We start from the raw sequence: 21,079 nt of genomic DNA, 5'->3' as shown, positions 1-21,079 counted from the left end.
TACCCGCCGCCACCCACCACCGCCCGCCGCCGCCCGTGAAGCGCGCCCGCGTCCCCGCAACATCCGCCCTCCACCTCGGTCCCTCTTGACAACAGCCCGCTCCACCTGCATGGTTAGTCGCATAACCAACTAACCACCCGACCCCGCCCCGGAAGGAGCCCGCGTGGACGACTCCCGCCCGCTCTTCCTGCAGATCGCCGAGCAGATCGAGAACGACATCATCGCCGGCGCGCTGCCGGAGGAGTCACAGGTCCCGTCGACGAACGAGTTCGCAGCGTTCCACCGCATCAACCCGGCCACGGCCGGCAAGGGCGTGAACCTGCTCGTCGATGACGGGGTGCTCTACAAGAGAAGAGGAATCGGGATGTTCGTCACCGAGGGGGCGCGCGGCCGACTGGTGGAGAAACGCCGCACCCAGTTCCGCGACCAGTTCGTCGCTCCGCTGCTCGCCGAGGCCGCCAAGCTCGGCCTCGGCACCGATCAGCTCGCCGACATGATCAGAGAAGGAGGATCGCGATGAGCGCGGTCATCGAGGTCCACGACCTCCGCAAGCACTACGGCCGGATGCGGGCCATCGATGGCATCGACTTCGAGCTGGAGGAGAACCGGATCCACGGCCTCCTCGGCCGCAACGGCGCCGGCAAGACGACGCTGATGTCGCTGCTCACCGGGCAGGAGTTTCCGAGCGGAGGCGAGATCCGAATCTTCGGACAGAAGCCGCTCGAGAACGCATCCGTCCTCTCCCGCACCTGCTTCATCAAGGAGAGCCAGAAGTATCCCGACGACTTCACGGTGAAGCACGTCCTGCGCAGCGCCCCGTGGTTCTTCGACGGCTGGGACGAGGCCTTCGCCCGGGAGCTGGTCGAGGTCTTCTGCCTGCCCATCGACCGCAAGATCAAGAAACTCTCCCGCGGGCAGCTCTCAGCGATCGGAGTCATCGTCGGGCTCGCCTCGCGCGCTCCGCTCACGTTCTTCGACGAGCCGTACCTGGGCCTGGACGCCGTCGCCCGGCAGATCTTCTACAACCGCCTCCTGCAGGATTTCGCCGAGCACCCCCGCACGGTCGTCCTTTCCACCCACCTGATCGACGAGGTCAGCAACCTGCTCGAGCACGTCCTCGTCGTCGATCAGGGCCGCCTCGTCGTCGACAGTGACGCGGAGGAGCTGCGGGGCGCCGCTGCGACGGTCACCGGACCTCGGCAGGCCGTCGAGTCGTTCATCGCGAACCGCGAGGTCATCGGCCGCTCCGCCCTCGGCAGCCACGCCTCCGCCACGCTCCCCCGCCTCGACGCCGTCGGACGCGACCAGGCCCGCCGACACGGACTCGACCTCGAACCCGTGCCGCTGCAGCAGCTTGTCGTCCAACTCACCACCGGAAAGGACTCGGAATGACCGCCCTCACCGCCGCCCCCTCGCGCCACAGCACCGTCGCCGGACGCCTCGGCAGTATCGTCCGCCTCCACTTTGCGAACCCGGCCACGATCCTCTACACACCGCTTGCGATTCTGATAGTGATCTTCCTCGGCAACCTCGCCGTCCGGTGGCTGATCCTGCGGAACCTCGACACAGCCGTGGGGGTCACCGAGGCGACCAACGGGATGCAGTATTCAGGAGCGACATTTTTTATTTTCGTGTACATGATGGTCGTCGCCGTTCAGGCCGTGAACATCAGTTTCGGTCTCGCGCTGGGCTACGGATCCACACGCCGCGACTTTTCCCTCGGCACCGCCGTCACCTTCGTCGGACTTTCGATCTCCTGGACCGTGCTTTTCGCGGTTATGGGCGGCCTCGAGGACGCGACCGACGGCTGGGGCTTCGGCGGCAACTTCTTCCGCGCGATCTACTTCGGCGATGGACCGCTCCTCGAGCGCGTCTTTGCAGTCCTCTGCACATTCCTGTTCTTCTTCTTCGTCGGTTCCGCGACCGCCTCGGTCTATGTCCGCTGGCGTCAGCGGGGCATGCTCGTCTTCTTCACCGCGCTCGGGATCCTCGTGCTGGGTGTGGTCGCACTCCTGACCTTCACCGACGGCTGGGAGACGTTCGGTGAGTTCTTCGCCGGCCTCGGCTTCATCGGCGGCTACGCACTCTCGCTGATCCCGACCGCTCTCGCCGCCCTCGCGGGCTGGGCTATCCTCCGCCGCGCGACCCCGCGCAGCAGCTAAACCGGCGGACGGGACCAAGACCGGACGGCTGCTAAGGCGCCGGTTGTTCTTCGAAATAGAGAGTGCAGCTTGATGCTAGTTCCGCTTTAACGCCCGCCAGATCGCCGTGTAACGCGGGATCCGCAACGGTCCGTCGCCAACCAGCATTGGGGTCAATGAAATTTTCTTGATAAACATCCAAGCTAGTGAAGGTATTAACCATACTGAGTGCCTTATCGGCGCCCGCAACGTCTCCCACCTTTGACGTCGACACGAGCGAGTCCTCCCACGCGCAGAGCCAATAAGTCGCCATAGTTGACTGCACGAAGGAAGGTTCGACTCGAACACTGACTCCGTCGGTCGGCTCCTCGATTCCAAGAGAATTGTTCCATTTGACCCCCTGCGGGAGCGGAGCCTCAAATAAGCTGGTCTGATCCTTGAGAAGATCGAGCGCAACAGTGTCCGACACGACTGAATTAGTGTCAGTCTGCACATCAGTATTTACATCTACATGGGCAGTCGAAACCGAGATTCCAAATATGATCGCTAGAGGAAAACCTGCCACCCCTGCAACAATTGAGCGCTTATTCATAACTCCTCCTAGTAAGTGAGCGGACCGGTCCAGTTGACGTCTTTCGACGTCGAACCACCGCAAGCCCCGAATACATTTGTGACGACTGAATAACGCCCTGACGGGATCGAGTAACTTCCCGTATTCCACTTCAAAGACCTACCACCGCCGACGTCGTGCCACTCGGCCTGGTCGAGAAGAGTACCATCCCCACTTCCAGGATTACGAACACCGAATTGAAAAGCCCCTCCACAGAACGAGTGGTCGTTCGTGGACAAGGTGAATGCCATTCCGCCGCCATCATGGTATCTGACCTTACCAAAATAGGTCTTTCCATTCCAGTCAGATCTGCCTCCAATGGTCTCGGTGGCCGAAGCGACCGCAGCCGGCGCCGACATTATTGCCGCGATTATAAGCCAACTAGCGATAACCACCCTCGTTATTCCGCTCTTTTTACGCGGAAGGTTTTCTTTTCCCAAATGGTCCATATTCTCTCCAATTTATCCATATCAGCGGGAAATTCACTTTTCCGAATATCGAGGCACCTCACTTCCGATGCCACGCATTCCGGCCGTCGGGACCCTACCAACCAATTGGTGTTCAATCTTGAGTGTATATCCCTCGAAGTTCTACCGCCTATGCGCTATGCGCTGCAGATCGCACTGACGTCAGCCTGGTCGAGGGAGGACAGCACAGTCAAGCCAATGGCACGGCATACAAGAGCCAAGCGCCGTGACTCCTGCGCCATTAATCTAAAAGTCCCCCAAAGAGGTTTAGCAAAGCGCGCCAAACTGGCTCGTCGCAGACAGCGGTTGTGACCATCGGGCGGTGATGCTGGTGAGCCGTTACCGAGAACCAGGTCCAGGTCCAGGTCCAGGTCCAGGTCCAGGTCCAGGTCCAGGTCCAGGTCCAGGTCCAGGTCCAGGTCCAGGTCCAGGAGGACTGTTCAGGCAGCTTGTTCCAGCACAGCCGATGCGGCGACCGTCCCACCACGCCCACGATTGGCGCCCGCCCCTCAGCGGCGGCGGAGAATGCCTGTTGATGCCCTCGCGGCGACTTCGGCCTCTATTGGCGTATACTTTGAGGCTTATGCAAAATACGATTGATCGAGATGGATTTGCGCGTGTCGGTCACGAATAACACCGGCTAATCCGCTTTGATTGAAGAGCAGCCTCTAACAGAAACTCTTCGCAAAGGAACCAGCCGGTGCGCACACAGTCTACTACGGGAATGACGGCCGAGCACTACGCGATCCTCGCCGAACGGATCGAGAACGAGTTCATGTGGCGTCGGCGGCGAGGACGTCCGCGCAGACTTTCCCTCGAGGGAGCATTGCGGGTCACTCTTCTCTATTATCGCCAGAATGTGACCGAGCAGTTGATCGTTGATGTGGTCGGTGTCAGTCAGTCGACCGTGTCGCGAACGATCGCGTCGGTTGAGGCGATGCTCAATGTCGTGATAGACGACGAGCAACCGGACGTCGAGGCCGCGCTCCGCGGGACAACGGCCGTCATCGACGGCACGCTCCTGCCGTGCTGGTCCTGGTCGGACGCGCCAGAGCTGTACTCCGGGAAACACATGACCACGGGGCACAACTGCCAGGTCCTCGCCGATCTCTCCGGTCGGTTGATCCACATTTCGGATCCGATCGCGGGCAAGCATCACGATGCCCACGCGTTTCGAGAAACCGGGTTGGCCGACACCGTTAACCTCTCGAACACGCTGGCCGACAAAGGCTACCAAGGCACCGGAATGGTCATACCAATAAAGAAGAGGCCAAGCGAAGAACATCTGCCAAATTACGCCAAACACCACAATCGCTTCGTGAACACCCACCGCTACGTGATCGAGAGAACAATTGCTAGCATCAAGACCTGGCGGATATTCCACACCGACTACCGGCGGCCACTGCGTACCTTCCGAGATGCCTTCAACGCCGTCCGCGGACTCATCTTTTTCACTCGGCAAAAAACCAATTTTGCATAAGCCTCTTTATCTAACGCTTGGCGCTAGGACAATCCTGCTGTTCGGGTGACTTCAAACGGTAGCCACAGTCACCGATTACTCGCTCCTTCACCTTGCCTGCTTGACCACAGGTCACCTCGCAGTCGAGAAAGAACAGGGCGATGTCGCGTCTGTACCAAGACTACACAATTGAGGGTTACCTTGACCGCAAACTGTACTGCGGCGGAGTAGTCCGATAATGATTCGGCCACGCACTGGTGCGGCGGGCGGCGTGGCCACCCGCCGCAAAATGAGCCGCTCGTGAAGCCGACTCAGTGCAGCTGTCAGCGCCGAGCCGATACACAGGGATCGCGAACGCGCTTGATAGCCGTGATATCGAGATCACTTTGAGCAACGCTAGGCGTACAGATTACCCCGTCCACTCAATCACTGAGTTCATTCGCATCCAATTTATCCACGGATAACAACGTCCATCCTCTCAGCTGTTCCTGAACTCCCTCTGGGCATTGCCCGTCGACCACGCGAACCTCCCGCGAGCCAAACTTGCCCTGGTACCGAACGCAAAGGAGAACGCTTACGGGCTGCGATGAAAAGAGCCCGCCTGACTGCTGACCTGGCATCGTTATCAGTGCGTCAGCCGACACATCGGTGGTTGTGATTCCCTGATCGACGCTCGTTATCCAGTTACCCCCAAAGGAGATGTTCGGTTCCTCCTCAGTCCAAAACCTTGCGTTCGTTTCCCCTTTGGATGAGTCGCCTCGAACTCGGTCCTCGATACCCGACACTTCGCTCTGCGCGACGAATATTCCGCCGATGTAGTCACCGAGATCGTGAGCCCTCTGCGCCGCTCCGCGGTATACGAAGTCCTCGACCTTAGCCGGCGCGCACGCGCTGAGGGAGAGTAGAACGACTACTGCAACGGCCAATTCAGCAAGAATACATCTGCCCTTCGATCTGGCCCCGATTACCCGCCGCATCTTAGGTATCACTTGTAGACGCCCCTCAGCGCCGTCATCATCACCTGAGCATATAGCGTTGTGCCCGCTTTGTTCGGGTGGACCGCCTGTTGTGAGACACCCAGCGGAACATCTGTTCCGGGTTTCGGTATGACCCACATTGGATCGTCTCCCGGTGTTTGATCGAACACGAGGCCGTTGATTGCGCTTGTTGCTCCCACGCAAAGATTTCTTCCTTGAAACGCAGCCATTGGATCGCCAAACACCACTGGAGCCGCCGCGGTTGACACTACCACCGCCGCTTCCTTCAGCCTCGCGTTCAACAGCGTCGACGTATCGTTAAGCCATCCCTTCTCAGTCTCATTGATACCCACGCACTGAGTATCTTTCTCAAATAGCATCGGGTACCCCATCAGCAAGATTTTCGCGCCGGGGGCCTTCAAGCGAATCTGACGAAGCACGGTGATAACCGAGTTTTTTACGTTCGTATTGATCAGATCGGCTGTGGCCGCGGGAAGCGTCTTCGCGTCGTTGTCTATCTTGAGAGACTGACACGCGTGAGGAAGAAAGTTGGTCACGCAGGTCTGGAGAATCTTCGCAAAACGCGCATCGTTGCCTCCGATCGACAAGGTTACGAGTGTCGTGTTCTCATCGACGTAGCCTTGGTCGAGTTGCGCGAGTTCTCTGAAGCGACCAAGTACTCCGTTCTGAGAAAAACCGTTGATCGGCTTAGTCCCGCTCACCGAATAGTACGGAAGTAGATGTTCGCTCTCCGCGCCCGAACACGCAATAAAATGGTAGTCCATGTCGGCCGCGTACGTGTCCGCCCGGGTTGCGATCGTCGCGCTGGTGTTCGTATCCAGAATAGCTTTGCGAGACCACGATTCCGTCGAACGGTGACAAGCGTTACGGTACCGGTTGTTCTTTGTTTCTTCGTTGATTTTGCCGACCCCGGGATTCGACGGGGTCCCGTTGTTGTCCGTAGCCCTGTAGTATTGCGCGCCATTCAAATCTGAAGCTCCTTCGCCGGAAGAGAAGGAGTCGCCCATCGAGACGACTATATCTCTCGGCTTTGCGGCAAGCGGCTGAATCGCAATCGCGTCCCATGCCACGTCGTCCACGCCGTCTCCATCGTGCGACACGTTTGAGAGCGATACCTTCGGCGTTCCAGCGAACGAGAAGACCCCCAACGATATCCAAGTATTGGCATAATTTCGCTGCAGTGCTACTCGTGTCTTTTTCGTTCCGTTGCCGAGATCGATCGTATACTCGGCCTGCTGCGTCCAGGCTCCATGGTCAGGCATGTGCACCAAAACTCTGCCCCATTGGCTGAGCGAGTGATCTAGTGTCCAAGTGCCATTGATCGTCGCCGTTCCGCTTGGATTCGTCATCGCATTTGAAGCCGGACGGGTGTGGGCGAAGTAGAAGTGGCCATTCGCGCCAGTTCCCAGCTGATGCAAGTCAATCTTGCCGGGGTACTGCCCCAGAGATGAGCGGAAGAAGGAAAACGCGAAGCTACCATTGCTGGCTTTCGCCGCACAGTCGCTTCTACTCGGCGTCGCATTCGACGGAACGTCATCGATCAGAAGCGCGTCGGCAGGAAGGCCAGACATCTTACCTACGCCATCGCGACACGCCACAGGGAAGGCTCTGCTATCGGGCTCGGCTGCATAGCCGGGATCAAAGCGGATAAAGCCGACGCCGCAAGTCGTGGCGCAATCACTCTTCCACTTCGCCGACTGATGGTACCAGCAGCGCAAGTCGTAAGAACCAGATGCGTCCTTGTGTAGACAGGGCCCCGCCTTCTCGGATCCGTCGGCGGGCTGAACCTTCTTCGTTGGATCACAGCTGTTCGCAGCGACGCTGCAAAAAGTAAAAATGGGCGGTTTTACTTTGCGACGATTAATTGTACCCTCGGCGTCGTCGTTTGCATTCCACGAGGCCGTGCGATATCCCATCACGGTGGTCGTCGCGCTGTCGGAAAGCTCGATAGAGTACGCAGCGAATCCCATTACCTTCTCGGGATACGGCCAGTTCTGGGGTTTGGCCGCATCGGCGGCAGAGGTATCTAGGAAAGCTTGGCGTGCTGGGTCATATAGCGGGTTGGCCGGGTTGTTCAGCCAGCCAACACCCCAAGCCCCGTTAGTCCCCGCTTCGCCAGGCGCGTGTAGTCCGGAATTATAGGCCCATGTGGCGAAGAACCAATTTTCGATCTTTGACGGATCACCATTGTTGATGGACATGTTGCGCGCTCGGGTCTGGTTCCATTTCTCGGTCAGCATTTTCACTGCGAGGGCAATATTGACTTGGTAGTCGAGGGCGATCCTGCGCTGGGTTTGATAGTCGAAGGCATCATCTGTGTCACCAGGTCGCGGCATACCCGATAGGCGCATGCGGTCCGTGATCTGGCTAACACCGTAACCGCAGTCGGCTGCAGCAAGGAAGTTGGTTGACCAGAACGCGGGACCGTCGGCGGTGCGGGAGTTGCCGTAGAAATTACCGATCAGTGGATTTCCCGTTTCGCCAGGCGTCGTGTATCGCGAGGCCTGCCAAAGGTTAGATTCTTGTGTCAGCACTCCGAGCACGATCTGCGCGGGTATCTCGCCTCCGCCATCGAGCGTCGGCTTCGGAAAGATTTTTTGCGGCGCATAGACTCCGAGGTTCTGTCCTTGCCAGTTTGCAGGCCGGTCATTGGTGAGGAGACCCTTCACCGCCATGTCCACCGCCCACTCCACCTGGCGCGGTTTTGGTTGATAGGCCTGATTCCCCGGATCGTTACGGGGCACGCTACATGCGCGCTCGCTCTCCACTGGATTCGTGGGCGACGGATCAGCGAGACGTAGCGGCGCCGATCGAGCCATTCCTAGTCGGCCGCCCGCGCCGCCGGCTCCCATGCCGGACGTTACGGCGTCGTCAGCGGCTGAGGGCGCGACGTCACTATCTGCACTGAGGCCAGCTGCAGTAGTTTCGGGATCCAGAAGGAAGGTGACGTCTTTGTCCGTCACGAGGCTCGTGCCCAAGATCTCTACGGCGGTATGTGGAAGGCCGGGCTCTACCGGCGCATTTTCGGAAGCGACAAGGGCGGGCTTGACCTCGGTGATGGCCAGCTCGCCAGTGGCCGAAATCCTCGCGGCGGCCGGAACATCTACTACACTGATACCTTCCGGAGTATCAGCATCAGCGTCGCCGAGGACATAGACCTCTCCTGCCCCATCGCGAGTTAGTCCCAACTCGGTCAAGGGAGCGGAAGCTATCGCGACAGGATCCGCTGCGGGCGCTTCGAGCGCAGGCTCGATCTCTTTCGCCCTTGCCGTTATCCCATCTGTCTCCAGAAATGCGACGCCTTTTTTTGTAGGTACGAGATCATAAGAAATACCTTCAGTGCTTGCGATCTGGGATATCGTTCCATCGGGTGCCACGCGGAGGAGGGAATTCGTAGACGCGGCGACGATCCCTCCCTGATCCTTAGTGGCCGACGTGACCACGCCGTCCACCTTGACAGTCGACTGCTCATCCGAGTTCGCATCCACTACCGTAAGAGTCGTCTGCCCAGGCGAGGTGTAAGAGGTCAAGACAATCGAGTCACCGACGCCGCAACCGGGGTTAAAGTACGCGATGCTATAGCCCGACCCAAGGTCGGTCACCTTGCCCGTGCGTAGATCCACAACGGCCGCGTAAGCACCCTCGCTGTAGCCGTACTCGCTATTCGTGACTTCGCGCGGGGCGTATACCGCGACGAGCTTGGATCCGTCACCAGTTGTACAGGTGTTGCCAATCCACTGGCTCGTCTCCACGCCAGGTACGGTCAGCATGGCGACGCTTTGCCATGAGTATCCATCGGAGGCCTTCGCCGCCAGTACGGAAAACCCAAGGTCCGATCCGGCAGCGACGGCTATGAGGTCTTTGCTTGCAGCCCAATCATTCCCAAGTAGCGAACTGCGCTGTTCCTCCGGAACGGATAAAGATGCATTCGCAGCTGCGCTTGGATCGATTTCGGCGCCGGGAACGTTTGCTGGCGCTTCAAAGCTGGTTTGCTGGGCGTAAGAAACCGAAGGAAGGCTTGCAGCAAGAAGCAACCATAACGCTATTACAGCCAGGGCGGTCGAAGGTCGACGTGAACTAAGGATCCTGGTGCGCATCGGCATCTCTTTCTCGAACTGGTTCACCTCGCATGAGCTCACGAGTGCATGAAAGGGCGGTGCCGTTTGATCATTTGGCAGGGAACACCCATGCGCAAGTCCCCATTTTGGGTAGGCGGTGTCATAGCGTCGTAGCAACGGAGGGGGTCGTTGGTGATGCGTCGGCAGTTGTCCTTTGAGGATCGGGCTCGGATCGCGGTCGGGGTCAAGCAGGGGCTGAGCGATCGGGCGATCGGTGAGCTGATCGGGCGGGACCAAATGGTCGTGTGGGGGATCGGGGCCGGAACTCGTTGAAGTCCCGCGGATATCAGCCGCTGTCGGCACAGACGAAGGCACGCAAGCGTCGAGCTCGTCCGCAGGAGCAGCTGATCGATGTCGATCCGGTGCTTTCCGCGCGGGTTCGATCGGATCTGAAGCGGTCTCTGACTCCGCGGCAGATCGCGGGACGATCGCGGCTCGGGGCCGTGGGCGCAAACATTGACGTGATGACGCACTCACCTGACGCCGAGGGCCGCTCGGTCTCCCACGAGGCGATCTACCGTTGGATCTACGCCCACCGCAAGGGCGAATTCACCCGCGAGGGCATCGGCGGTGTCAAGTCGTCTAAGAAACGGCGTGATCGGTGAGGAGTTTCTCGAATGTCTCGCGTGGTGTTCGGAAGCCGAAGGTTTGGCGGGGTCGGTCGTCGAGTTCGTCGGCGATGGCGTCGACGCAGGGCTGATGGTTGGTGATCTCGACGCCCGTGGGCAGGTATTCGCGGATCAGCCCGTTGGTGTTCTCGTTCGAGGGCCGCTCCCACAGGGACCGCGGGTGCGCGAAGTAGACGGGCAACTTGGTCGCGAGAGTGAGCTGCGCGTGGCGGGCCATTTCGGTGCCTTGATCCCACTTCATCGAGCCGCGTACGTGCGCGGGCAGGTTGCTGATCCCTCGATGAGGGCGTCGGCGACGCCGTCGGAGTCCTTTTGCGGCCTACATGAGGCCCGCTTACGCCCTGGCTTATCGAGCGCTCTTATTTATTAAGAAAACGCGGAAGAGGCGGCTCGCTTCAATCGAGCCTAATTTTGTATTTTTGGTGGTCACGGCAGCAAGTGTCGCCTTTCTGATAATCCGTTTTTTCACAGACGTGTTGACGCACGATTTCCCGGCCCGTGCCGGCGCCCGGTGAACCCACTGTCGGGCGGTCCATGTGGGGTAATCGCTACTCTCGGTAAATGGATGGTGGTCGTCACCGTCCAGGCCGTGAACATCAGCTTCGGTCTGGCACCGGGCTACGGAGCCACACGCCACAACTTCTCTCGGCACCGGCCTCGGCTTCATCGGCGGCTACGCACTCTCGCTGATCCCGACCGCTCTCGCCGCCCTCGCGGGCTGGGCTATCCTCCGCCGCGCGACCCCGCGCAGCAGCTAAACCGGCGGACAGGACCAAGCACCCCGGCTCGCCCGCGGACCAAGCGCCGCAAGGCCCTTCCGCCTCACGCGCCCAGCTGGGAGCGTGAGCGCATGGCCGACTCCCCCACTCCGTCCCTCCTTCCCATCCCCGAGCACAGCTGGGTGCCCCGACCCTCCGACGCCAAGCTGACCCAAGACACGCTCGACACAGTCGACGCCTGGTGGCGCGCCGCCAACTACCTCGCCGTCGGGCAGATCTACCTTCTGGCGAACCCGCTCCTGAAGACCCCGCTGACCCGAGACGACATCAAACCCCGCCTGCTCGGTCACTGGGGCACCACTCCCGGGCTCAACATGATCTACGCCCACCTCAACCGTGCAATCCGCGAGCGGCGCCAACCAACCCTCTACATCACCGGTCCCGGCCACGGCGGCCCGGGCATGGTCGCGAACGCCTACCTCGACGGCACCTACAGCGAGATCTACTCCCACATCGACGAGTCGGAGGAGGGACTGCGCCGCCTGTTCCGCCAGTTCAGCTTCCCCGGCGGCATCCCCAGCCACGCCGCACCCGAGACCCCGGGCAGCATCCATGAGGGCGGCGAACTCGGTTATGCGCTGAGCCACGCGTACGGAGCGGCCTTCGACAACCCGGACCTCCTGGTCGCGGCGGTCATCGGCGACGGCGAGGCCGAGACCGGCCCGCTCGCCACCAGCTGGCACTCCAACAAGTTCGTGAACCCGCTCACCGACGGCGTGGTCCTGCCGATCCTGCACCTGAACGGCTGGAAGATCGCGAACCCGACCATCCTCTCCCGCATCCCTCACGAAGAGCTCGGCAGCCTCCTCCGCGGCTACGGCCACGAGCCGTTCCTGGTCGAGGGTGGCTTCGACGGCGAGGACCCGATGCGCGTGCACGAGCGCTTCGCCGACGTCCTCGACACGGTGCTCGACCGCATCGCCGCGATCAAGGAACGCACCGCCGCGGGCGACCTCAGCCGACCAGCGTGGCCGATGATCGTGCTGAAGACTCCGAAGGGCTGGACCTGCCCGACCGAGATCGACGGCGTCCGGGTCGAGGGCACCTACCACGCGCACCAGGTCCCGCTGCCCAACGCCCGCGACACGGAGGCCCACACCCGCCTCCTCGAGGACTGGCTGCGCTCCTACCGCCCCGAGGAGCTGTTCACCGAGAGCGGCGGCATCGCGGACCGTGTCCGCTCGCTGGCCCCCGAGGCCGACCTGCGGATGAGCGCCACCCCGCACGCCAACGGCGGGCTCCTACGGCAAACCCTCGACCTGCCCGACTTCCGCCGCTACGAGGTAGTAGTGGAGCAGCCCGGCGGCACCGTCGCGGAGGCCACGAAGGTGCTGGGCGAGTGGCTCGCCGACGTCATCCGCGCCAACCCGACCACCTTCCGCCTCTTCGGTCCCGACGAGGTCGCCAGCAACCGACTCCAGTCCGTCTACTCCGCCACCGACAAGCAGTGGGACGCCGAGCTCAGCCCGCTCGACGACCACCTCGCCCGCGCCGGACGCGTGATGGAGGTCCTCTCGGAACACCAGTGCCAGGGCTGGCTCGAGGGCTACCTGCTCACCGGCCGCCACGGGATCTTCACCTGCTACGAGGCGTTCATCCACATCATCGACTCGATGTTCAACCAACATGCGAAGTGGCTCGACGGGACCCGCGACATCGAGTGGCGCCGCCCGATCGCGAGCCTGAACTACCTGCTCTCCAGCCACGTCTGGCGCCAGGATCACAATGGCTTCAGCCACCAGGACCCCGGCTTCATCGACCACGTCCTGAACAAGAAGCCCGACGTCGTCCGCGTCTACCTCCCCTTCGACGCGAACACGCTGCTCTCCACCTACGACCACTGCCTCCGCAGCGTCGACTATGTCAACGTGGTCGTCGCCGGCAAGCAGCCCTCGCCCCAGTGGCTCACCATGTCGGAGGCGGTCACGCACTGCACGCGCGGCCTCGGGATCCTGGAGTGGGCGAGCAGCGAGCGGCAGGGCGAGTCCCCGGACGTCGTGCTCGCGTGTGCGGGCGATGTGCCGACGCTGGAGACCCTCGCGGCCGTCAGCATCCTCCGCGAGAAACTCCCGGACCTGGCGATCCGCACGGTGAACGTGGTCGACCTGATGCGCCTAATGTCGGAGTCGCAGCACCCGCATGGCCTCTCCGATCAGGAGTTCGACGCGATCTTCACTCCCGATCGCCCCGTCGTGTTCGCGTATCACGGCTACCCCTGGCTGATCCATCGCCTGACCTACAAGCGCACCGGTCACGACAACCTGCATGTGCACGGATACAAAGAGAACGGGACTACCACCACTCCGTTCGACCTGGTGATGCTCAACGACCTCGACCGCTACTCGCTGGTGATCGACGTCATCGACCGCACGTCCGGACTCGGCGCCCGCGCCGCCGGCCTGCGCCAGGACATGCAGGACGCCCGCATCCGTGCCCGCGCCTACACCCGCGAGCACGGCGAGGACATCCCCGAGGTCGCGAACTGGACCTGGGCCGGCGCCCCCAGCCACACCACCAACACCGAGTAGCCCCCTCCCGCGAGATGCCACTTATGACGCCGACACGCCGGCAGGCCTCGTCATAAGTGGCATCTCGCGGCGCCCTCCGTCCGCTGGCCGTCAGGCGGCGGGAGCGAGGTAGTCGTCCCAATCGGGTTGCGTTCGTTCCGCGCCGCGCACGAGCCAGGAGCCGGCGCGCGGCATCCGGGGGACGGTGCGCAGCCGCCAACCCATCTCGTGCGGGGTGCGATCGCTCTTGAGGTTGTTGCAGCGCTGGCAGCAGGCGACGAGGTTCTCCCAGGTGTCCCGTCCGCCGCGCGACTTGGGCTGGATATGGTCGATCGTCGCCGCGTGCTGCCCGCAGTAGCCGCAGCGGTGGTTGTCGCGACGCAGCACTCCGCGGCGCGACACCGGCACGTTACGGCCGCTCGGGATCCGGACATACCGCGTCAGCACGATCACCGACGGCCGCACATAGTCGCCCTGCGCGCTGTGCACCGGATTGCCCTCGTCCGCAGCGATGACGGTCGCCTTCTCGGTCATCAGCAGGACTAGCGCCCGCTTGAACGACACCACCGCGAGCGGCTCGTAGCCGGCGTTGAGAACCAGAGTGCGCATCAGTGACCTCCGTGCTGTCGCACGCCGTCCCGCGAAGCCGTCGCGGCCACGAGCAAGGGCGCCGTCGTGAGGACGGCGCCCTGCGGGGCCACGGCGCAGCGCCGCGTGATGGCGTGGAGTCGTATCCGCGTGTCGGAGGAGTGCACCGTCGCGGCGAGGACCCGCGCACGTATCGACTCGGCCGGCCGCACGCGCGAGAGCAGAGCCACGCTGTGGCGTCCGCTCCGCTCGGCCATCCCGACGCTCCGTCCCTCGACGAATGAATCCACTCGCCGTGCGAGCGGACTGAGGTTCAGGTTAACCCTTCACGCGCGGAATACCAGGGTCAGGTCAGGATTCGTCACGCGGCGTTCACACCCCGGGAATGACGAGAGCCCGCCCCCTCGGGGAGGGGGTGGGCTCTCGGGCAGATCGACAGGTCAGCCGTTGATGCGCACGATCCGGTAGTCGGACGTCCACAGCGGCTGCACACGGACGCTCGCGCCCTCGTACGGCGCGTGCAGGATGTTGCCGTTCCCCGCGTAGAAGCCGTCGTGACCGTCCATGATCACAAGATCGCCGGGCTGGGCGTCGGCGAGCGAGACGGAGGTCCCCATAGCGCCCTGGCCCGCGGCAGAGTGCGGCATCGAGATGCCGTACTGCGCGAAGACGTACATCACGAAGCCGGAGCAGTCGAAGCCGTTCGGTCGGGCTCCGCCGAAGACATAGGGGACGCCCTGGTACTGCATGGCGGTGGCGAACACGGCCGAGAGGCTGTAGCTGGTGGTCGGTGCGGTCGCTGCGATCTCGCTCGCGGAGGTGCCGGCGTTGGCGGTGAACTCCTCGGCGGTCGCGGCACGCGCCTCGGCGACGTCGGTGGTGTCGACGACGGGCTCCGCGACCACGGCGGGCTCGGGCTCGGGCTCGGGTGCGGGCGGCGGCGGCGCGGCCTCGGCCGAGAAGCCGTCGCGCGCGATCGCCGCCTGCACCACTCCGCCGTCGACCGCGACGGTCTGGGCCGAACCCTGGCGGAGGAGGTCGGCGCGCGAGGCGGCGAACAGGCCGTTCTCCTGGCTGCCGGGAGTGAACGCGTAGGCGGGGAGAGCCACGGTCGCCACGAGCGCGCCGGCGAGACCGACCATCGCGACCTTGCCGACGACACGGCCTCGGCGCTTGCGCGGTGTGCCGGCCGGCGACGGCACGAAATCGGTGACGTCCGTGCGGCGGGCGGAGGCCGCAGGTACGGCCCGGCGGGAGACGGGGGCGTCCCCCTGTATCCGGGCGCGGATCACAGGGGGCTGGTTCTCGAAGGTCGAGTCGCCGGAGCGGTCGGGGTGGGTGGAGCGGAACCGGTCGGGTGGGCCGGCGCCGTCGTTCGGGGTGACGGGATTGTGGGGCAAGGGGGAGATCCTCCGACGTCCCCTCAGCCCAGGCAGCTGTCCCGTCTCGTGCACGAAGCATCGGTGTGCGCGGGATCCGAGACGGGTGTGGGGGCGTCGGATCCCGCGCCCTGTGACCGAGGCTCGGCCGCAGGGCTTCACAGAGCGTAAGCGACCGTTACCGATTTGTCATCTTCTCAAGGGAAAGAGACCGCTCTCTCGTCCCCGGCCCGTCACCGGATGCGGTACAAGCGTGTTCTGCACAGTCGCGGGGTGCGACGCCCGTCAGACGACGACGAAGATGTGCGCGGCGACCTCGTTGGGCAGCTCGATGCCCGCGTCGGCACCGTCGATGCGGGCGAGCACATAACCGTTGAGGGCCGAGAACTCGCCCTCGGCGCCGGGGACGACGCCCGCCTGTTTGAGCTGGAGAAGGAGCTCCGGATCGACCTGCGCCGGCTCACCCAGTCGTCGCACGACGCCACGACGGGGCTCGGCCGATCCGGCGACGAAGCGCGGCAGGTTGATGACCCCGTCCGCGAACCGCGAAGCGGGCGTGTCGCCGAGCTCGTCGAGTCCCGGGATCGGGTTCCCGTAGGGCGACTCCGTCGGGTGATCGAGCATCTCCAGGAGACGGCGCTCGACCTGCTCGCTCATGACGTGCTCCCATCGGCACGCCTCCTCATGCACGAACTCCCAGTCGAGCTTGATGACGTCGTGCAGGAGCCGCTCGGCGAGGCGGTGTTTGCGCATCACATGGATCGCCTTGCGGCGGCCGTCGGAGGTGAGCTCGAGGTGGCGATCGCCCGAGACGACGACGAGGCCGTCGCGCTCCATGCGTCCCACCGTTTGCGAAACGGTCGGTCCCGAGTGGCTGAGCCGCTCCGAGATGCGTGCACGCAACGGGATGATGTTCTCCTCCTCGAGCTCGAGGATGGTGCGCAGGTACATCTCAGTCGTGTCGATCAGATCCGTCATCTCAGCCTTCCCGTCTCGGCGCGCTCCACCCTAGTAGGCGTCGTGCCACAGCATCGGCGCTGCGGCACGACGCAGGCCTCCGTCGCTCGGAGGAGGTGTGCGGGCCGGGAACCCTAGTATTAACGCATGCCGGACCTCACCATTCCTCGCGAGCTTCTCCCGCACGACGGACGGTTCGGCTGCGGCCCGTCCAAGGTGCGGCACGACCAGCTCGCCCACCTCGCGACCCAGGGCGCGCACCTCCTCGGGACGTCGCATCGCCAGGCCCCCGTAAAGGACCTCGTCGGCCGCGTGCGCCAGCACCTCGCCACGCTGTTCCGCATCCCGGACGGCTACGAGGTCCTCCTCGGCAACGGCGGCTCGACCGCCTTCTGGGACGCCGCCGCATTCTCTCTGATCGAGCGCCGCGCCGAGAACCTCACCTTCGGCGAGTTCGGCCAGAAGTTCGCCGCCGCCGCCTCCGCACCGTTCCTCGAGCCAGCGCACGTCGTCGCCGCCCCCGCGGGTTCGCGGAGCGAGGTGGAGATCGTGGAGGGAATCGACGTCTACGCCTGGCCGCACAACGAGACGAGCACCGGAGTGATGGCGCCGGTGCGCCGGGTCCACGGCGACGAGGGTGCCCTGACCGTCATCGACGCGACCAGCGCGGCCGGTGGGATCGACGTCGACATCGCCGAAGCCGACGTCTACTACTTCGCCCCGCAGAAGAACTTCGCCTCCGATGGCGGCCTCTGGTTCGGCCTCTTCTCGCCCGCCGCGATCGAGCGGATCGAGCGCATCGCGGCGAACGGGCGCTACATCCCCGAATTCCTCAGCCTCAAGAACGCCGTCGACAACTCGCGGCTGAACCAGACCCTCAACACTCCCGCGCTCTCCACCCTCCTGCTGATGGAGTCGCAGCTCGAGTGGATGAACGCCTCGGGCGGGCTCTCCTGGGCGTCGGCGCGGACGGCCGAGTCCTCCTCCGCGATCTACGACTGGGCGGAGGCATCGAGCCTCGCGACCCCGTTCGTCGAGGTGCCCGAGCACCGCTCGCAGGTTGTCGCGACCGTCGACTTCGACGCCTCCGTCGATGCGGCGCTGGTCGCGAAGATCCTCCGCGCGAACGGGATCGTCGACACAGAGCCGTACCGCAAGCTGGGCCGCAACCAGCTGCGCGTGGCGACCTTCGTCGCGATCGAGCCGGACGACGTCCGTTCGCTGCTCGGCTCCATCGACTACGTCGTCGAGCGCCTGGCCGTCTGAGGCCCGAGATGCGGCTCTGGCTGCGGGAGCAGGAGCGGCGGCCCAGCCCGCCGGCCGCCGCGAGCAACGACACGACAGCGTTGCTCGTCGGCTGCCTCGCCTGGGCGAGCGCCCTCGTCGCCGCACTCGTGTCAGCCGCGGTCGGAGTCGTCGTCGAGCCGGTCGCGCTCTCGACCATCGTGATCGGACTGATCCTCGGCACGATCGGACTGTTCTACAGCCGCACCCGACGCTAAAGCCGCACCCGACGCTAAAGCCGCACCCGACGCTAAAGCCGCAACCGACGCTATAGCCGCAGCTAGAGCGCGGCCGCCTCCATCCGCGGGGCCGTGCCGCCGCAGGCGATCGCCGTGTCCCCGGTGGGGGGCGCGCATCGCCAGGTCCGCCGGGTGCTGAGGAGGTCGTCCTCGCGCTCGATGCGCACCACCGCGCCCGAGGCGATCCACTCGGCGAGCTGCGCCTCGATCCGATCGTGCACCTCGGCGACCTCCGCCCGCAGCCGCACGGTGTCCGTACCACTGCGGCGGAGGGACTTGCCGAGGCGGTAGAGGTCGGTGGCGCTAGACTTCCCGATCCGCGAGGTCTGAATCGCCGTCTGGTCGACGTCAGGGCTGCCGAGTGCGTCGGTGCGGGTCGGCTTCGCCCAGAACGAGGCCAGAACGAGGCCAGGGCGAGGCCAGGGCGAGCGATGCGAGGTGGCACGCGGTGTGACCGCGTGAGAGCTGCCGCCGCTGCTCCGCGTCGACCTCCACCGCGATCTCGTCTCCGACGACGAGCGAGGAGGCGTCGTCGTCGTCAACGTGCACGACGACGAAGCTCCACCCCGCAGTGCCGAGCCGTGCCGGAGGAGCGCATGGAGCCGTCGGGGTAGGTGATGCGGGTGTCGGAGTCGATACTCATCGAGCGGTGCCGGACGGATCAGCGTCGGCGGCGTCGTCGACGCGCGGACGGAGCGGGAGCCGCTTCGGGCTCGTCGCCGGAGGTGTCGTCCTGCTCGGCGCCGTCGTCGACGGAGTCGTCCTCCTCCGGGTCGTCGTCGGAGCCGTCGTCGTCGAGCTCGTCCACCGCGGGATCGTCGGAGTCATCGGAGTCGTCCTCGTCCGGAGCCTCGTCGGAGTAGTCGTCCGCATCGTCGTCATCGGAGTCGTCGTCGAGGTCGGGCTCGTCGTCGAGGTCGTCGTCGTCCGCGTCCTCGACCTCCTCGCCGAGCGTGTCCTGCGCGGCGTGGTAATCGGCGAGACGCACCGTCCACGGCACCCAATCCGGAGCGAGAACCGCGCCCTCGCCGGGCAGCAGCTCAACCTCGAGCACCGTGACGTCCTCGGTTTCGTCGATCCGAGACAGCGTGGCCGTCCACAGCCAGCCCGGATACCCGCGCATGAGGTTGGCGAACTGCAACGACACGATGTGCTCGCCCTGCACCAGAGTCGTCACCAGCTCTCCGATGGTCCCGGCGGGAGCGATCTCGGCGAGAGAGGTCCGCGCCACGTCCAGCGCCGCTGCAAGCACCGGATCCGCCTCGAAGACGAGTTCGGGAACGTCCTCGACAAGGTCCTCCTCCTCGAGGGCGACCGGATCCCCCACGGAAGCCTGCTCCTCGACCGGAGCATCCACCTCGGTCGCCTCGATCGGTCCGCGCTCGGCGGTCGTGTCGTCGGCGTCAGGCATCCAGCTCATCCGCAACTCGGCGCAGAAGCGCCGCGATCGTTCGTCCGTGCGCCTTGTCGGGATAGCGGCCGCGCTTGAGGCCGGCGCCGATCCCGTCAAGCAACTTGACCGTGTCCTCCACGATCACGGACATGTCGTCCGCGGACTTGCGGTTGAGCTTCACCAGGCTCGGCGGGGCGTCGACGACGCGCGCCGAGAGCGCCTGCGGTCCCCGCTTCCCGTCGGCGATGCCGAACTCGAGTCGGGCACCGGCCTTCACCGCGGTTCCGGCGGGCAGCGCGGACGCATGCAGGAAGACCTCCTGGCCCTCATCGGTGCTGATGAAGCCGAAGCCCTTCTCCTCGTCGTAGAACTTGACCTTGCCGGTAGGCATGCAGACCCCTCCTGGAAATGAAGCAGCCATCAGTTTAGTCGACCGGGCCCGCCCTATCCTTGACGGATGAAGCCACAGGAGCCGGCGGGCATCGGACGCGCGGAGCGCACACTCGCCTTCATGTTCATCGCGATCATCGTCGTCTCGGTGCTCGCTTTCCTCGCGGTCCTCCTGGCGCCAGCGTTCGGCGTGCGTAACTACGCCGGTCCGCTGTGGAGCTTCGTGATCGCACTCCCCCTCATGGGCCTCCCCCTCGCGATCCTGTTGATGATCGGAGTGCTCATCGCCGGCGTCCGACGCCGGCGCCAGCAGTCCTGACCCGCATTCTGGTGCCGTGAGGCGCGCATCGAGCGCCCGGCCAACCGCTTCCCAGACTCCGCACAGACGACGGCCAGATACTGTCCTGCATGGACGGACCTCGCATTCTCATCGTCGACGACGAGCCCAACATCAGAGACCTGCTCACCACGAGCCTTCGCTTCGCAGGTTTTGCCGTGCGCGCGGTCGGCAATGGCGCCCAGGCGATCTCCGCGGTCCTCGAGGAGGAGCCGGACCTGATCATTCTCGACGTCATGCTCCCCGACATGAACGGCTTCGGCGTGACCAAGCGCCTCCGTTCGGCCGGGTACACCTCCCCCATCCTCTTCCTCACGGCGAAGGACGACACCGAGGACAAGATCACGGGCCTCACTGTGGGCGGTGACGACTACGTCACGAAGCCATTCAGCCTGGACGAGATCGTCGCGCGGATCAAGGCGATCCTCCGCCGCACCATGCACGCTGAAGAGGACGCGGTCATCCGCGCCGGTGAGCTGACGATGGATCAGGACACCCATGAGGTCCTCGTCGGCGACGAGCCGGTCGAGCTCAGCCCCACTGAGTTCAAGCTGCTGCGCTACCTGATGCTCAACCCCAACCGAGTGCTCAGTAAGGCGCAGATCCTCGACCATGTCTGGGAATACGACTTCAACGGCGATGCGGGCATTGTCGAGTCCTACATCTCCTACCTTCGACGTAAGCTCGATACGCATTCGGAGGAATCGCTCATCCAGACCAAGCGAGGATTCGGATACATGCTGAAGGTCGCGAAGGCTTAGCCTCCGCCGCTTCGGCGTCCGTCTCCCTTGGAGGCGTGGCGTC

The 21,079-nt window shown here is 63.9% G+C and carries 21 protein-coding genes and 1 pseudogene; 11 read left to right on the top strand and 11 right to left on the bottom strand.

Annotation, left to right across the window (positions count from 1 at the left end):
• The first annotated feature begins 163 nt into the window (after nucleotides 1-163).
• Genes C1O28_RS02835 through C1O28_RS02825 form a run of 3 tightly spaced genes read left to right on the top strand, consistent with a single transcriptional unit; the run spans nucleotide 164 to nucleotide 2,162 of the window.
• A complete protein-coding gene (locus C1O28_RS02835) occupies nucleotides 164-520 on the top strand; it encodes a GntR family transcriptional regulator (RefSeq protein ID WP_097166683.1) in 357 nt (118 codons plus the stop codon).
• The gene (locus C1O28_RS02830) at nucleotides 517-1,392 is read left to right on the top strand and encodes an ABC transporter ATP-binding protein (protein WP_097166684.1); all 876 of its coding nucleotides are present in this window, start codon (nucleotides 517-519) and stop codon (nucleotides 1,390-1,392) included. The genes C1O28_RS02835 and C1O28_RS02830 overlap by 4 nt, the downstream gene beginning before the upstream one ends.
• Entirely contained in the window at nucleotides 1,389-2,162 is a 774-nt protein-coding gene (locus C1O28_RS02825) for an ABC transporter permease (RefSeq protein WP_097166685.1), read from the top strand. The genes C1O28_RS02830 and C1O28_RS02825 overlap by 4 nt, the downstream gene beginning before the upstream one ends.
• A 31-nt stretch (nucleotides 2,163-2,193) precedes the next feature.
• On the opposite strand, the gene C1O28_RS02820 is transcribed toward C1O28_RS02825, so the two are convergent.
• Nucleotides 2,194-2,733, bottom strand: coding sequence for a hypothetical protein (locus C1O28_RS02820; RefSeq protein ID WP_127821424.1), 540 nt, complete (start codon nucleotides 2,731-2,733; stop codon nucleotides 2,194-2,196).
• Nucleotides 2,734-3,918: 1,185 nt separating this feature from the next.
• Between C1O28_RS02820 and C1O28_RS02810 the strand changes: the two genes are divergently transcribed.
• On the top strand, nucleotides 3,919-4,698 hold the full coding sequence (locus C1O28_RS02810; RefSeq protein WP_145260623.1) for a transposase family protein: 780 nt from the start codon (nucleotides 3,919-3,921) through the stop codon (nucleotides 4,696-4,698).
• 401 nt (nucleotides 4,699-5,099) lie between these two features.
• Here C1O28_RS02810 and C1O28_RS02805 read toward each other — a convergent pair whose 3' ends face one another.
• Both C1O28_RS02805 and C1O28_RS02800 read right to left on the bottom strand, forming a co-directional pair.
• A complete protein-coding gene (locus tag C1O28_RS02805) occupies nucleotides 5,100-5,603 on the bottom strand; it encodes a hypothetical protein (RefSeq protein ID WP_127821422.1) in 504 nt (167 codons plus the stop codon).
• Nucleotides 5,604-5,662: 59 nt separating this feature from the next.
• On the bottom strand, nucleotides 5,663-9,799 hold the full coding sequence (locus tag C1O28_RS02800) for a golvesin C-terminal-like domain-containing protein (protein ID WP_127821421.1): 4,137 nt from the start codon (nucleotides 9,797-9,799) through the stop codon (nucleotides 5,663-5,665).
• Between the two features lie 129 nt (nucleotides 9,800-9,928).
• Here C1O28_RS02800 and C1O28_RS16020 point away from each other — a divergent pair, with 129 nt between their 5' ends.
• Nucleotides 9,929-10,066, top strand: a complete 138-nt coding sequence (locus C1O28_RS16020; RefSeq protein WP_104257006.1) for a helix-turn-helix domain-containing protein — start codon at nucleotides 9,929-9,931, stop codon at nucleotides 10,064-10,066.
• Between the two features lie 191 nt (nucleotides 10,067-10,257).
• Nucleotides 10,258-10,398 carry a hypothetical protein gene (locus C1O28_RS15015; protein ID WP_160487579.1) on the top strand — a complete coding sequence of 47 codons (141 nt, stop codon included), beginning with the start codon at nucleotides 10,258-10,260 and terminating at the stop codon, nucleotides 10,396-10,398.
• Here the strand turns inward: C1O28_RS15015 and C1O28_RS02790 are convergent.
• Nucleotides 10,376-10,734, bottom strand: a pseudogene (locus C1O28_RS02790) (IS30 family transposase); the annotation flags it as partial. The gene C1O28_RS15015 and the pseudogene C1O28_RS02790 overlap by 23 nt on opposite strands.
• A gap of 538 nt (nucleotides 10,735-11,272) precedes the next feature.
• Between C1O28_RS02790 and C1O28_RS02785 the strand changes: the two are divergent.
• Nucleotides 11,273-13,729, top strand: coding sequence for a phosphoketolase family protein (locus C1O28_RS02785; protein WP_097167569.1), 2,457 nt, complete (start codon nucleotides 11,273-11,275; stop codon nucleotides 13,727-13,729).
• Nucleotides 13,730-13,819: 90 nt separating this feature from the next.
• Here the strand turns inward: C1O28_RS02785 and C1O28_RS02780 are convergent, their stop codons facing one another.
• From C1O28_RS02780 to C1O28_RS02770, 3 genes are all read right to left on the bottom strand, one after another.
• A complete protein-coding gene (locus C1O28_RS02780) occupies nucleotides 13,820-14,317 on the bottom strand; it encodes an HNH endonuclease (protein ID WP_097167568.1) in 498 nt (165 codons plus the stop codon).
• A 419-nt stretch (nucleotides 14,318-14,736) separates the two neighbouring features.
• The gene (locus tag C1O28_RS02775; RefSeq protein WP_097167566.1) at nucleotides 14,737-15,696 is read right to left on the bottom strand and encodes a C40 family peptidase; all 960 of its coding nucleotides are present in this window, start codon (nucleotides 15,694-15,696) and stop codon (nucleotides 14,737-14,739) included.
• A 264-nt stretch (nucleotides 15,697-15,960) separates the two neighbouring features.
• Nucleotides 15,961-16,653, bottom strand: a complete 693-nt coding sequence (locus C1O28_RS02770; RefSeq protein ID WP_097167565.1) for an iron-dependent transcriptional repressor DtxR — start codon at nucleotides 16,651-16,653, stop codon at nucleotides 15,961-15,963.
• A gap of 126 nt (nucleotides 16,654-16,779) precedes the next feature.
• On the opposite strand from C1O28_RS02770, the gene serC reads away from it, so the two are divergent.
• Both serC and C1O28_RS02760 read left to right on the top strand, forming a co-directional pair.
• Nucleotides 16,780-17,898 (top strand): phosphoserine transaminase, encoded by a 1,119-nt coding sequence (serC, locus tag C1O28_RS02765; protein ID WP_097167564.1) that lies wholly within the window; start codon nucleotides 16,780-16,782, stop codon nucleotides 17,896-17,898.
• A gap of 8 nt (nucleotides 17,899-17,906) precedes the next feature.
• Nucleotides 17,907-18,134, top strand: a complete 228-nt coding sequence (locus C1O28_RS02760) for a hypothetical protein (protein ID WP_097167563.1) — start codon at nucleotides 17,907-17,909, stop codon at nucleotides 18,132-18,134.
• Nucleotides 18,135-18,196: 62 nt separating this feature from the next.
• Here the strand turns inward: C1O28_RS02760 and C1O28_RS02755 are convergent, their stop codons facing one another.
• The 4 genes from C1O28_RS02755 to C1O28_RS02740 form a co-directional block, all read right to left on the bottom strand.
• Entirely contained in the window at nucleotides 18,197-18,403 is a 207-nt protein-coding gene (locus C1O28_RS02755; RefSeq protein ID WP_097167562.1) for a hypothetical protein, read from the bottom strand.
• A 100-nt stretch (nucleotides 18,404-18,503) separates the two neighbouring features.
• Complete coding sequence (locus C1O28_RS02750; RefSeq protein ID WP_097167561.1) at nucleotides 18,504-18,704, bottom strand: hypothetical protein; 201 nt, start codon at nucleotides 18,702-18,704, stop codon at nucleotides 18,504-18,506.
• A 112-nt stretch (nucleotides 18,705-18,816) separates the two neighbouring features.
• Nucleotides 18,817-19,566, bottom strand: coding sequence for a DUF3027 domain-containing protein (locus C1O28_RS02745; protein ID WP_097167560.1), 750 nt, complete (start codon nucleotides 19,564-19,566; stop codon nucleotides 18,817-18,819).
• Nucleotides 19,559-19,939 carry a cold-shock protein gene (locus tag C1O28_RS02740; protein ID WP_097167559.1) on the bottom strand — a complete coding sequence of 127 codons (381 nt, stop codon included), beginning with the start codon at nucleotides 19,937-19,939 and terminating at the stop codon, nucleotides 19,559-19,561. Before C1O28_RS02740 ends, C1O28_RS02745 begins: the two co-directional genes overlap by 8 nt.
• 66 nt (nucleotides 19,940-20,005) lie before the next feature.
• Between C1O28_RS02740 and C1O28_RS02735 the strand changes: the two genes are divergently transcribed.
• Together C1O28_RS02735 and C1O28_RS02730 are read left to right on the top strand one after the other, a co-directional pair.
• Complete coding sequence (locus tag C1O28_RS02735) at nucleotides 20,006-20,257, top strand: hypothetical protein (RefSeq protein ID WP_097167558.1); 252 nt, start codon at nucleotides 20,006-20,008, stop codon at nucleotides 20,255-20,257.
• Nucleotides 20,258-20,346: 89 nt separating this feature from the next.
• On the top strand, nucleotides 20,347-21,036 hold the full coding sequence (locus C1O28_RS02730) for a response regulator transcription factor (protein WP_055787731.1): 690 nt from the start codon (nucleotides 20,347-20,349) through the stop codon (nucleotides 21,034-21,036).
• Nucleotides 21,037-21,079 lie beyond the last annotated feature (43 nt).

Source organism: Rathayibacter rathayi (assembly GCF_004011095.1).
Lineage (GTDB): Bacteria > Actinomycetota > Actinomycetes > Actinomycetales > Microbacteriaceae > Rathayibacter > Rathayibacter rathayi.
Note: the sequence above shows the minus strand (reverse complement) of the source record. Positions and strands in the feature narration are given on the sequence as shown.

Bases quoted from the DNA above. Each gene is read 5' to 3' on its own strand.
- C1O28_RS02825 (WP_097166685.1), top strand. From the start codon at position 1,389: ATGACCGCCCTCACCGCCGCCCCCTCGCGCCACAGCACCGTCGCCGGA.
- C1O28_RS02735 (WP_097167558.1), top strand. From the start codon at position 20,006: ATGAAGCCACAGGAGCCGGCGGGCATCGGACGCGCGGAGCGCACACTC.
- C1O28_RS02745 (WP_097167560.1), bottom strand. From the start codon at position 19,566: ATGCCTGACGCCGACGACACGACCGCCGAGCGCGGACCGATCGAGGCG.
- serC (WP_097167564.1), top strand. From the start codon at position 16,780: ATGCCGGACCTCACCATTCCTCGCGAGCTTCTCCCGCACGACGGACGG.
- C1O28_RS02730 (WP_055787731.1), top strand. From the start codon at position 20,347: ATGGACGGACCTCGCATTCTCATCGTCGACGACGAGCCCAACATCAGA.
- C1O28_RS15015 (WP_160487579.1), top strand. From the start codon at position 10,258: ATGACGCACTCACCTGACGCCGAGGGCCGCTCGGTCTCCCACGAGGCG.
- C1O28_RS02760 (WP_097167563.1), top strand. From the start codon at position 17,907: ATGCGGCTCTGGCTGCGGGAGCAGGAGCGGCGGCCCAGCCCGCCGGCC.
- C1O28_RS02770 (WP_097167565.1), bottom strand. From the start codon at position 16,653: ATGACGGATCTGATCGACACGACTGAGATGTACCTGCGCACCATCCTC.
- C1O28_RS02785 (WP_097167569.1), top strand. From the start codon at position 11,273: ATGGCCGACTCCCCCACTCCGTCCCTCCTTCCCATCCCCGAGCACAGC.
- C1O28_RS02830 (WP_097166684.1), top strand. From the start codon at position 517: ATGAGCGCGGTCATCGAGGTCCACGACCTCCGCAAGCACTACGGCCGG.
- C1O28_RS16020 (WP_104257006.1), top strand. From the start codon at position 9,929: ATGCGTCGGCAGTTGTCCTTTGAGGATCGGGCTCGGATCGCGGTCGGG.
- C1O28_RS02820 (WP_127821424.1), bottom strand. From the start codon at position 2,733: ATGAATAAGCGCTCAATTGTTGCAGGGGTGGCAGGTTTTCCTCTAGCG.
- C1O28_RS02740 (WP_097167559.1), bottom strand. From the start codon at position 19,939: ATGCCTACCGGCAAGGTCAAGTTCTACGACGAGGAGAAGGGCTTCGGC.
- C1O28_RS02780 (WP_097167568.1), bottom strand. From the start codon at position 14,317: ATGCGCACTCTGGTTCTCAACGCCGGCTACGAGCCGCTCGCGGTGGTG.